Source organism: Terrabacter sp. P5_B1 (genome assembly GCF_056400505.1).
Window position 1 is genome coordinate 1 of sequence record NZ_JBFULD010000108.1, and the last position, 11649, is coordinate 11649.

Here is an 11649-nt window from a genome sequence, read left to right on the forward strand (position 1 = left end):
GTGAAGGCCTGTGTGTCGTCCGGGTTGACGCCGTCGCTGGCGGTGAGCGCGACCTGGTAGGTGCCGCCGGTGCTGGCGGCCGGGGTGCCGGCCAGCGTCGCGGTGCCGTCGCCGTTGTCGGTGAGGCCCACTCCGCTGGGCAGGGTGCCGGCCTGGGTGATGGCGACGCTGCCGGCGCCGCCGAAGGTGGTCACCGTGAAGGTCCCGGCCTTGCCGACCGCGAACGTGGCGTGGTCGGTGCTGGTGAGGACCGGCGGGTCGGTGACGGTGAGTGTGAAGCTCTGCGTGGCGGGGGTGCTGGCGGCGTTGGTCGCGGTGATCGTGATCGGGTAGCTGCCCGCGGTGCCGGCGGCGGGGGTCCCGGCGAGAGTGGCGCCACCTGTGCCGTTCGGGGTGAACGTGACGCCGTCGGGCAGGGTGCCGGTCTTGGTGACGGTCGTCGCGACCGGGAACCCGGCGGTGGTGGTCACGGGGAAGTTCCCAGCCGTCCCGGCCTGGAAGGTCGCGTGGTCGGCGCTGCTGATCGTCGGGGACTCGTTGACGCTCAGGATGAACGCCTGGCTGTCCGACGGGAGGGTGCCGTTGTCGGCGTTGATGGTGAAGCTGTACTGCCCGCCGCTGCCGACCGGCGCGGTGCCCGCCAGGGTCGCGGTGCCGTCGCCGTTGTCGGTGAAGTCCAACCAGGCCGGCAGGAAACCAGTGGTGCTCAGCGTCGCGTTCGGGAAGCCGCTCGTCGTCACCATGAACGAGCCGGGGCTGCCGACGGTGAAGCTGGTGGTGTTGGCGCTGCTGATCGTCGGCGCGGTGTTGACGGTCAGCGTGGCGGCGGTGCTGGCGGCGCTGCCGGCCGCGTTGGTGAAGACCGCCCGGTACTTGTTGCCGTTGTCAGCCGAGGCGGCCGTGAAGGTGTAGGTCGGGCTGGTCGCGCCAGCGATGTTGCTGTAGGTGCCGCCGCCATTGGTGCTGCGCTGCCACTGAACCGTCGGTGCCGGGAAGCCCGAGGCTGCCGCGATGAAGCTCACCGAGGCGCCCGAGTTCACCGTCTGGTCGGCCGGCTTCGTGGTGGCCGCCGGGGCCTGGTTGACGACGACCGTCAGTGTCTGTGTGCCGTTCGGGTTCACCCCGTTCGACGCGGTCAGGCTCAACGAGTACACCCCGCCCGAGCCGGCCGTCGGCGTCCCGGTCAGCGTCGCGGTGCCGTTCCCGTTGTCGCCGAAGGTCAGCCCGGCGGGAAGGGTGCCGGTCATGGTGATGGCTGGCGTCGGGTAGGCGTTCGGGGCCGTGGTGACCGTGAACGATCCCGCGGTGCCGACGGCGAAGGTCGCCGTGTTGCCGCTGGTGAAGGCCGGTGCCCGAGTGACCGTGACGGTGAGGGTCTGGGTGGCGATCGACCCGGCCCCGTTGGCTGCCGTCAGGCTGAGCTGGTAGACGCCGCCGGCGGTCGGCGTCCCGGCGAGGGTGGCGGTGCCGTTGCCGTTGTCGGTGAACGTCATGCCCGGTGGCACGATGCCCGTCTTGGTGATCGCCGGGGCTGGGTAGCCGGTGGTGATCGTGGTGAGGCTGCCCGCAGTGCCGACGGTGAACGCGGCGGTGTTGGCGCTGGTGATCGCCGGGGCCCGGTTGACGGTGACCGTGGCGGTGGCAGTGCCGTTGTCCAGGGAGGCGCGCACGTGGCCGGGTCCGCTGGTGTTCTGGCTGTTGTAGGAGGTGCTGGTCGAGCCCGAGCTGAGATTGGAAGACGCTGCGCCCACGGTGGCGCCGCTGGGCAACGGGTTGCTGAACGCAACGGGCAGACCGGCGAAGGCGTCGAGGTTGGAAGCGCCGATCGCACTTCCGAGCGAGTCGGTGGTCAGCGCGGCCGTGATGGTCGAGGTGGCGTTCGGCCCGACGACGGTCGCCGGGCTGGCGGTCGCGGTCAGGACCAGCCGCGGCGACGCCGTCACAGCTCCTGCGACGCTGTCGCACCCGCCCGTGCCGGGGCCGGTGTTGCAGCCCCACCAGTTGTCCGTGGCGTCGACCGACCCAGCGGTCGCGGACACGGCCGACCCATTCGTCGAGGTGTTGCCGGTGAACCGGTTGTAGTGCAACGTGGCCGTGGCGCCAGTGACCCCGATCGCTCCGCCGGCCGAGATCGGGCCGCCGGCCGTGCTCGTTCCGGCGGCCGAGTTGCCGGTGAAGGTCGACTCGGTGACGTTCAGGACCCCGGACGGGGCATAGATGGCCGCGCCTACCGGGGTGCCTAGTCCGCTGCCGGTGGCGGTGTTGCCGACGAACCTCGAGTTGCCCACGTTGAACACGGCGGGTGAGCTCCGCGTGACCTCAACGGCGAGCGCACCACCGAGGTTGACGTCGGGGGTGGTCACGTCGTTGCCGCTGAACGTCGTCCCGCTGATCGTGAGGCCTTCGCCTGGCCCGGTCCCCTCGCCGCGGTACCACACCCCGGAGCCCTGAGCGCCGTTCGTGGTGTTGTTGCTGATGGTGGAGTTGGTGATGGTCAGGCTGCCGCCGGAGAATGCGATGCCGCCGCCGGTGTTGCTGCGACCGGAGGCGTTGTTGTCGGTGATCGTCGAGTTGCTCACGGTCAGGGCGTCCAACGGGGCGCCGGTGGGCTGCGCGGCTGAGCCGGCGATGATTCCGGCGCCGCCGAACGTGCTGTCGCTGCCCCCGCTGATTGTCACGCTCGAGATGCTGGTGGTCACCGCGCCAACGAGGTTGGGGTCCAGGTTGAAGATCCGGAACGTCCCGTTCCCCTGAATGATTGTGGCTCCCGCGCCGGCGCCCGTCAGGGTGATGTTGCTTCCGGGCACCTTGCCCATCTGCAGCTCGCCGTTGGTGAGGCTGTACGTGCCAGCGGGGACGGTGATGGTGGAGGAGGCCGCGCCGGCGTTGTTGGCTGCGCACACCGCCTCGCGCAGGCTGCCGCCGGTGGGGGTCGTGGACGCGCTGCCGCACGCACCGAAGTTCGTGGCTACGTCCACCGTCGAGGAGACGGTCAGCGTCGCGGCCGAGGCCGGCAGGACGAAGGCGAGCTGGGCGCCGACCACGGACGTGATCGCCGCAACGAGGGCCACCCGGCGGGCTCTGGTCCGGAAGAACATTCTGTTCCCTCTTGTCGGGCTGGATGCGGGGGCCGTTGTGCCTTTGCAGCGGCCGGCGTGGCCTTCTGATCATCAGCAGGTTGACCATAGTTCCGATTTGAGTAGTTTTTGGTAAATCGCGAAAGATGACGTCCGGCCCCAGGTCGGGCGCGGGGGTGGCCCGATGCAGCCGCGCCCTGAGCCCGGCGCTTCCTCACGCAAACGAGGGGGGGCGCTGGGCGCCATGCTGCTCATGATGGAGCGGGAAGCCGAGCGGTCCCCCCGCCAAGCCCACGGCCTGCCGGCAGGCTTGGCCGGGCGAAGCGGTATGTCCGTACCGGGTCTGATGGAGGCTCTCATTCCACGGAAGGATGAGAGTCATGGCAGCACCGAGGAAGTAGAACGCCCTCGCCGAGGCGTTCAACTCGCTCTCAAGGCCGAGCTGCTGCGTAACCGAGGACCGTGGCGCGGCATCGATGACCTCGAGCTCGCCGTCGCGGAGTACATCGACTGGTTCAACCACCGGCGCCTGCACGGCGAGATCGGACTCATCCCACCCGTCGAATTCGAAGGGCAGCACTACCGCCAAAATCCCGCGACGGCTACCGTCATCGCGTCAGTTCCGAGCCTCCACTAAACCCCGGTACGGGACAGTTCTGACCAACACCGGAGCGCAGGGCAGGATGGTCGTGGATGCGCGCCTTCGGCTGGGCACCCGCTCTGCCGAATCGCTCCTGAATTGGCAGACGGTGCGCAAGTCGCTCAAGCCGGATTCAGATGACGTTGAGGACCTCGCGGTGGTGTTTACATTGGGCAGCCGCTCGTCGGTGCGGCACTTCATGGAGTTCGTGGGGAATGTCACCGAGGGTGTGCCATAGCCGAGTGACTATGAGTACAGGCTCGAGTTGCTCTTGGATCGTCGGGGAGAAGTGGCAGACCGTCAGCACAGGGTGCTTCGCTTTGGCCATCTTGTTCACCCGGCGAACTACATCGTGTACGCCAACTCCGCCGAGCCCTGCACTCAGGATGAAGTTGAGCGTGCGCGGAAGTCATTTCTCGAGTACGCGGAACGCTCGGGCATCGCGCCAACGTGGGCGTGAAGCATGGGTGCCATGTCTAACCGATGCAGCGTTGACCGGGCCGGCCGCTGAGTTGAGTCCATAGCGTTGGTGTACGACGATCCCGGTGAGCGTGTCCTGCAGATGCAGGTGCGGTCACCGCTGTGATCCTTCGAGTGATCTCTCACAACCGACTCGAAGAAGGACACTGCGATGACCGCGAACACCATTATTGACCCTGCCGTCTTCCTGCACGAGCAGCTGGCCCAGGCCAGCCCCGATCTGATGCGCGAGCTGCTCGGCACGTTCATCAACGCCCTGCTGTCCGCGCAGGCCGACACGGTGTGCGGCGCCGAGTACGGCACCCGCTCGGCGGACCGGGTCAACAGCCGCAACGGCTACCGCCGCCGTGACCTCGACACCCGCGCCGGCACCCTGGACATCGCGATCCCGAAGCTGCGTGAGGGCAGCTTCTTCCCGGACTGGCTGCTCGAGCGGCACCGCCGCGCGGAAGCGGCACTGACCACGGTCGTGGCGACCTGCTACCTCCTCGGGGTGTCCACCCGCCGGATGGACAAGCTCGTCAAGACGCTCGGGATCACCGGCCTGTCCAAGTCGCAGGTGTCGGTGATGGCGAAGGACCTCGACGAGCAGGTCGCCGCGTTCCGCACCCGCCCGCTGCACGAGGGCCCGTACACGTTCGTCGCGGCCGATGCGCTCACGATGAAGGTCCGCGAGGCCGGCCGGGTCGTCAAGGTCGCGGTGATGGTCGCGACCGGTGTCAACGCCGACGGCTACCGTGAGGTCCTCGGGATCCACCCCGCCACAACCGAATCCGGTTCCGGGTGGTTGAGCTTCTTCCGGGACCTGACCGCCCGTGGCCTGTCCGGGGTCGCGCTCGTCACGAGCGATGCGCACGCCGGCCTGGTCGAGGCGATCGGGGCGACCCTGCCGGCGGCGTCCTGGCAGCGGTGCCGCACCCACTACGCGGCGAACCTGATGTCGGTGACCCCGAAGTCGCAGTGGGGGTGGGTGCGGGCGCTGCTGCACTCGGTGTACGACCAGCCCGACGCCGAGAGCGTGAACGCCCAGTTCGACCGGGTCCTGGAGGGCCTGTACGAGAAGCTCCCGGCCGTCGCCGAGCACCTCGAGCTGGCCCGCGCCGACATCCTCGCGTTCACCGTGTTCCCGAAAGAAATCTGGAAGCAGATCTGGTCCAACAACCCCAACGAGCGCCTCAACCGTGAGATCCGCCGGCGCACCGATGTCGTCGGGATCTTCCCGAATCGCGACGCCGTGATCCGGCTCGTCGGGGCCGTCCTCGCCGAGCAGCACGACGAGTGGGCCGAGCAACGCCGCTACCTCGGCCTCGAGGCACTCAAGAACGCCCGAGCCGTCCTGACCGACCACACCACCGACGACCAGCCCGAGGAGGTGCCCGCCGACCTGATCGCCGGCGCCATCAACGCCTAACCGAACAACCCCGACGGATCACCGTCGTACACCACCGAGCCGGACTTGACCGGCCGCTGGCGCGCTCGTCGGTTCCGCTGATGCCGGTAACCGCGTCGCTACCCAATCGGAAGGAGTCTTCCGCTCATGCCGATGAGCGTGCATGCAGCCAGGAAGCTTCGAGACGGTGGCCCAAGTGGGCGTCCACCCCCTGTCCCTCTGACCACTGGTTGGAGCTCGCTCCTCGCCAGGCCAGCTCCTGCGGCCATCGGCGACCACGACGGACGGGGTGCTGAGGTGGTGGCGGCACGAGAACAGGACCACCCGTGGCCCCGCTAGAGGTCACGGCTTACGTCAACCTCCGGATTGCCGGTTGTTGCCCAGGTCGGGGTGGGTTTGGTCGCGGCCCAAGCGCCTGCGCTCATCCTCAGTTCTTGCATCCCCTCGGTGAACACCCAGCCTTGTCACAGCGCACGGCCACCTGGCTTACAGAAAACGCCGCGCGGCACCTTCTCACGGAGGAGACTCAGACCATGCGACTCAGGAATCAGCACCCCGCGTCATGGGCCACTGGTTCGGCCTGCCGCCCGGTGACGAGGAGATGCTCGTCTGGGGCTGCAGCGTCCAAAGAGCTGCTGTGGACCCAGTGGATGCGGGGGAAGGCCGATAACCCCTTGTCGTAGCCGCAAGAGCGGACGCCAGCACACCCACGCTGCCCACTGCGGCACCGTGGCGTGACACAGACCTCTGGCCGCAGAGGAGAGCGACATGACGCCGAACAGCACCCAGCCGCGCAAGCACCCTGGCTCGCCCGCCGCACTCTTGCGCCCAGGTGGCGGGTGGGGCGCTCACCCGGCCGGGGCCGGTGTCGCCGCTGCCCGACAGGCGGCAGGGACATCCCTGCCGTTACTTAACGGACGTCTGAACGCGGCCACCGGGACTCTGTAACGTCCCCCGGGCATGTTCGGGCCTACCCAGTGCACGCGTCGACGCCGCTGAAAAACCCGGTCATCGCTCGGCAAACCTGAAAAGATTCCTTAGGAAGGACCGCCATGGCACAGTCACGCCGGGTATCCGCCACAGCAGCGATCTTGAGCATGCTCGCGAGCGTCCTGCTGCTCAACCAACCGCCTGCAGCACGGGCCCTTGCAACGCAACCAAATGTGCTGTTCGTCCTTGTCGACGATATGCGCAAGGATGAGCTCCCCCCGCTGCGGTTCCTGAATGATGGAACGTGGCTGAACTTTTCACACGCTGCGGTAGAGGTCCCGATGTGCTGCCCCAGTCGCGCCTCGATTCTGACCGGCCGGTACTCCAGCGAGGTCGGTGTCAGGACGAACTCCGAGGGCATGAACCTCGATGACAGCCGGACGATTGCCACCGTCATGAAGGGTGCGGGGTACCGCACGGGCCTGGCCGGGAAGTACCTCAACGACTTCCCGTGGAGCCGACCCGCCAGCTACGTTCCGCCCGGGTGGGACTACTGGCGGGCCGACGGCTCCGAGGCCAAGGCCGCGGAGTCGAAGGGGTACTACACCGCTGACTACCTCACCATCGCGGCTAAGAACTTCGTGAACGCCACTCCTGCCGGTAAGCCGTTCTTCCTCTACCTCGCCTACAACCAGCCACACCTGCCGGCCAACCCGCCGGCACGCTATTCCACTACTGCGGTCACGTTGGCGCCCAGGCCGCCCAACTTCAACGAGGCCGACGTCTCGGACAAGCCTCCCGAGATCCGGTCCCTGCCCTTGGCCGACCAGACCACCGTCAACCGCTGGCTCAAGGAGCGCACCAACAAGGCGCGGTCCCTGCTAGCGGTCGACGAGAGCGTCCGAGCCGTCATGTCGCACCTAGGCCAGAAGGGCTTGCTGGACAACACGGTGGTGATCTTCGCCAGCGACAACGGTTACGGCTTCGGCTCCCACCGCGTCGAGAGCAAGGCCTACCCCTACGAGGAGCTGGCAAGCATCCCGTTCTTCGCGCGCATCCCCGGACGCGCGGCGGGCACCATCCCAAACCAAGTCAGCCTGTTGGACCTCGCGCCCACCTTCGCCGACTACGCCGGCACCACCATGCCCGGCGCCCGCGGCCTCAGCCTGAAGACCCTGCTCACCGACCCGCAGGCCACCCTGCCCCGGACGTGGGTCTTCATGGAAGGTCCGCGCCGGACCAACCCTTGGCAGGCGGTCAAGAGCCAGCAGTACAAGTACATCGTGTACGCCCAAGGATTCAAGGAGCTCTACGACCTGGCCGCCGACCCATACGAGCTGACCAACCGGGCTAACGACCCCGCATACGCGACACGGCTGTCTGCCGCTCAGGCCGCCCTGACCGCGCTGCGACCGTAGACGGCCGCACCCGCGGCTCAAGGTAGGCGACAAGTGACATGAGAAGGACAGGGAAGACCCAAGGAGGGGTGCGAGATGTCAACACGACTTCGAGCCTGCGGGGCGGCGGGCGTTCTGGCTGGAGCGTTCGCCATGGGCAGCGCCGCGGGCGCCTTCGCAGCCGCTGAGCGCGTTGTTCCGGCCGGTGGCGCGGCTGGGCACGCATGGGCACAGTCGTCCGTCGGTTATCCGTTCCACGTCGGCGGCTTGGACTCGATACCGATCATCGTGGACTTCAGGACCTCTTTCCCAAGAGTGTCGAAGGTCTGTCTGACGGCGCACTTCGGGAAGGACGACCCCCTAACCCATTCCGAGGAGATCTTCGTCGACTACCCGGAGCAGGCCGGGGAGATCGAGGACTCGGGGCACTTCCTCTTCTGGTCCAACTACGCGCAAAAGCGCCCCAGCAAGACTGTTCACACCATGCGGCGGTGCGTCACGCCCACGGACCCCGTCCGGACGCCGCTGGACCCGGCCCGGTGGCTCGACGGCCGTGAGGTTCTCTACGTCGAGGGCGCCTACCTCAACAACAGCGACTACGGGACAGCGACGATCATCAGCATCTCAGCCCAAATCTACGAATAGTGCCCCAGCCTGACGGTGTGGTGGGAGTCGTAGTGGCTAGTTCCCCGACGGTCAAACCAACAGGAGGCCAACCGAGCGGATGGCGTCAAGACGCTCATGCCAGCCACGCTCCGCCGCTTATTCCGCGGGAGGACGCCGCCCAGAAGCGAATGAATGATCTCCCAGGGAAGAGCATCACCACCACCTGACATGCCGGGGTTGCAGGACGCAGGACCCGGCGCCCTTACCCGTCAGCCTCGCACCGGTTTCGCGACCGCCCGCATCGCCTCAGGCCGGTCGGGTGGCCGACGCGGTCACCCTCTCGACGGACTGGCTGCCGGCCGGTGCCTTGTCCGCGGACGTGACGGCCCTTGCTATCACGTCGGCGACCGTGCCTGGGTCCGCGGCCGGGTCTGGGTCCGGGCTACCACTTGCTCGCCAACCGCCGAGCTCGACGAGCGCATTGTCTTTGAAGTGCCATGTCGAATCGAAGCGTGCGTGGAAGCTCCTCCCCACCTCGACGGGCGTCTGCGTCGTGGCGTACACCAGGGTGACCGACGAGGCGTTGCGGATGAAGTTGTTTCCGCCGCCCTTCGAGCTCGTCCGAGACAGTTCGGTGGCCCCCGGCGGCAGGGTCATCACGTCCAGCCTAGAGAGCCGGTCGATGACCCTCTGGTCGGCGGCGTCCGTGCTGCAAGCGGTCAGCCCGGCCGCGGCGGCCGCTGCGATGGCCACCGCCGTGAGGCGCCTGCCGCGTCGACGCGTCACGCCTTCAGGGCCGACCAGTTCGATGCTCACGGGATGCTCACGGACCCTGGGAGTCATAGCGAAGAACGCAGCGTGGTCGCGTAGCCGGTGCGGCGATTCGCGGCGACGGCCGAGACACCCCCGCCGCGGGAGTCGCCACTGAGGAATCTGCATGTCCCTGTGCCCATGCCCCCAGAGTGCGCCGAGAAGCGCGTCCTGGCGCGCGCACTCAACATGAGGCACCGGCCGGCCCGGATGTTTCACGCACATGCCGCCCTCCGCGTCCGAGCTGCAGCGCACGCGGAGCCTCACCGGACGAGTCTTGATTGCCTCAGGGAGCCACAGTTACGTCCCTTAGACTCACAGAGACAGGGGCTGAAGAGCCAGCGGGCGCAGGTCTCGCCTCGTCGAGCGCTCCGCAGGCCGCGGGAAGCTCACAGATTAGATGACTTGCGACAGGGGATTGCCCTTGAAGACCTTCGAGCCGACGATTGGCCTCTGGTGGCTCGCAGACCGGCCTGAGGAGCGGCTTCCTGGGTACCTGGAGCCGCGATCGGGGACGCACGTCGATGCCGTGGCATGTGACCCTGCACGGTGAGCTCAGCGGGCCGCCATCGCGGCCGGGGCTCGTGGAGTACCGGACCCTCCATGGCGAGACTCCAGTGGGACTGTTCACCTTGACCGCAGCCAGCTTGTCCGAGGGCCCGTCCGGTCTCCACTCCATGCCCGTCAAGAAGACCACGTGGACCGGCTGGCAGCTGCTGCATGGAGAACACGTCGAGGACGACGAAGACTACAAAGCAGCGCTCTTCAAGATCCCCGGTCTATTGCATTGGCTCGGCCCGACCGGTCTAAACGCGCACATGACGGCGGAAGTTCACGCTGGCGGGGGGCGCTGGGCTCGACCCGAGGAGAAGGACGAGCTTGAGCAGCTCACAGCGTCCGTGGACGACGACCTACGCGTCGCACTGGGACCGAGCTACTCGACCAGGATCGGCCGTGCCGGTGACTCCAAGACTTACCACGGACAGTACGTGGTGACTTCCACCGCAGGCGTGAAGTTGGAGGTCGTGAATCGGCTCAGCGCCGCCTTGGCGGATCTTCATGCCATCGTGACTGGCTCACCGATGCAGGCCTTCGACCTCCAGCTGGTTACGGAAGACGAGAAGCAGTTGCGCGTCGTCGACGGGGGCCGCCCCCTGGGTCGCCGATGGGGAAAGACCGGCCACGCCGACCCGTTCTTTGACACAGCAGAGATCGAGTTTGAGTCGTTCATCCCGCGCTGGCTGCGATTGTGCCAAGAACTGCCGGTCGCTGTCGCCGCGGCCGTGCCACGCGATAACGGTCAGTTCGTCCAAAGCCAGTTCATTGACGCCTGCAACGGGTTAGAAGCACTGGCGGCGCACAAGTGGGCCGACCTGCCGATGTCGGACCCAGATCAGCAACTGCTCGACAAGCTAAAAGACTTGGGCGTCAATCGCAACCTGCGTGACGCGGTCAAGCTCACCTTGCGCATGCGACGCTTTCCTCTACACAAGAAGCTGGAACGGCTCGCCGGAGCGCTCGGCGAGCAGTCGGCAACGTGGCTCCTAGGGGATCCAGTGTCGACGTGGGCAGAACTAAGCGCCACCTTTCGCAACAGCCTCGCGCACGGGTTCGCGATGAAGGGCGGCCTAGGTGATGACGACCTGTTCGTCGTGATGACGCACGAGGCCGCCCGGCTACTACTCAGCCTCGCGCTCCTACAGGAGGCCGGCTACGACAACAAGCGGTCACCCAAGCCAGGTGAACTGCTCTGGCAGTCAGGACGACGAAACGCTGGCCATCCGAACTCCGACCTGTTCCACGGCCTGAAGTTCGTCGCCCACCACGCGGACTACTGGGCCAGGTGGAAAGCAACTGCCACCTCGAGGGGCCCTAGCGCAGAACCGTCCAAGGCGGAGTCAGACGACGGAAGCCCCGGCTCCTCTATCGGTGAGTGCTCGTGAGCAACGGCGGGCGAGGCCTCCAGAGCGCCTGAGCCGGGGCCCTTGGGTGCCCTCTCTCGGGGCGTCCCCGCGTGCGGCCCGATGGGCAAAGCGTTGTCAGGCCGCAGTGTCGTTATGGGACCACCGAGGCGATGGCGCAGTTGACCGGCACAGCGCCAATGCGGTGTTGATGACGGCTCTCACGACGAGCTCACCCGCGGAGTCGAGAAGCAGTTCGCGTTCGGGTGGGCGCCGGCTTCCCGGCGACGAGGAGACGCACGCACATGCCGCGGATGGTGCGGTCGGTCCTGCCGATGAGTCCGCTTCTCGTCACAATGTGGTGTCGCTGCCGAAACAAGGGTGACTGCAGTCCGCCGTTCAGCCCTAAGTTTCGGGC

Annotated in this window: 8 protein-coding genes; 6 read left to right on the forward strand and 2 right to left on the reverse strand. The window is 67.3% G+C overall.

The window, feature by feature from the left end; genetic code table 11:
* Positions 1 to 3098, reverse strand: a 3098-nt coding sequence (locus AC1DP0_RS09855) for a beta strand repeat-containing protein (RefSeq protein WP_478084144.1), incomplete at its 3' end; no start/stop codon positions are given.
* A gap of 223 nt (positions 3099 to 3321) precedes the next feature.
* Here AC1DP0_RS09855 and AC1DP0_RS09860 point away from each other — a divergent pair.
* The 5 genes from AC1DP0_RS09860 (at position 3322) to AC1DP0_RS09880 (ending at position 8559) form a co-directional block, all read left to right on the forward strand.
* Positions 3322 to 3714, forward strand: a complete 393-nt coding sequence (locus AC1DP0_RS09860) for an IS3 family transposase (RefSeq protein ID WP_478084145.1) — start codon at positions 3322 to 3324, stop codon at positions 3712 to 3714.
* Positions 3715 to 3766: 52 nt separating this feature from the next.
* Positions 3767 to 3955 (forward strand): hypothetical protein, encoded by a 189-nt coding sequence (locus AC1DP0_RS09865; protein ID WP_478084146.1) that lies wholly within the window; start codon positions 3767 to 3769, stop codon positions 3953 to 3955.
* A gap of 393 nt (positions 3956 to 4348) precedes the next feature.
* Entirely contained in the window at positions 4349 to 5608 is a 1260-nt protein-coding gene (locus AC1DP0_RS09870; protein WP_478084147.1) for an IS256 family transposase, read from the forward strand.
* A gap of 1076 nt (positions 5609 to 6684) precedes the next feature.
* Complete coding sequence (locus AC1DP0_RS09875) at positions 6685 to 7935, forward strand: sulfatase-like hydrolase/transferase (protein WP_478084149.1); 1251 nt, start codon at positions 6685 to 6687, stop codon at positions 7933 to 7935.
* A 75-nt stretch (positions 7936 to 8010) separates the two neighbouring features.
* Positions 8011 to 8559 carry a hypothetical protein gene (locus tag AC1DP0_RS09880; protein WP_478084150.1) on the forward strand — a complete coding sequence of 183 codons (549 nt, stop codon included), beginning with the start codon at positions 8011 to 8013 and terminating at the stop codon, positions 8557 to 8559.
* Positions 8560 to 8826: 267 nt separating this feature from the next.
* Here the strand turns inward: AC1DP0_RS09880 and AC1DP0_RS09885 are convergent, their stop codons facing one another.
* Positions 8827 to 9273: a hypothetical protein gene (locus AC1DP0_RS09885; protein ID WP_478084151.1), complete on the reverse strand. Its 447-nt coding sequence runs from the start codon at positions 9271 to 9273 to the stop codon at positions 8827 to 8829.
* A gap of 581 nt (positions 9274 to 9854) precedes the next feature.
* Between AC1DP0_RS09885 and AC1DP0_RS09890 the strand changes: the two genes are divergently transcribed.
* On the forward strand, positions 9855 to 11273 hold the full coding sequence (locus AC1DP0_RS09890) for an ApeA N-terminal domain 1-containing protein (RefSeq protein WP_478084153.1): 1419 nt from the start codon (positions 9855 to 9857) through the stop codon (positions 11271 to 11273).
* The last annotated feature ends 376 nt before the right edge of the window (positions 11274 to 11649 follow it).

Coding starts and splice junctions, on each gene's coding strand:
- AC1DP0_RS09860 (WP_478084145.1), top strand. CDS start 3,322: ATGCTGCTCATGATGGAGCGGGAAGCCGAGCGGTCCCCCCGCCAAGCC.
- AC1DP0_RS09870 (WP_478084147.1), top strand. CDS start 4,349: ATGACCGCGAACACCATTATTGACCCTGCCGTCTTCCTGCACGAGCAG.
- AC1DP0_RS09875 (WP_478084149.1), top strand. CDS start 6,685: ATGCTCGCGAGCGTCCTGCTGCTCAACCAACCGCCTGCAGCACGGGCC.
- AC1DP0_RS09880 (WP_478084150.1), top strand. CDS start 8,011: ATGTCAACACGACTTCGAGCCTGCGGGGCGGCGGGCGTTCTGGCTGGA.
- AC1DP0_RS09890 (WP_478084153.1), top strand. CDS start 9,855: ATGCCGTGGCATGTGACCCTGCACGGTGAGCTCAGCGGGCCGCCATCG.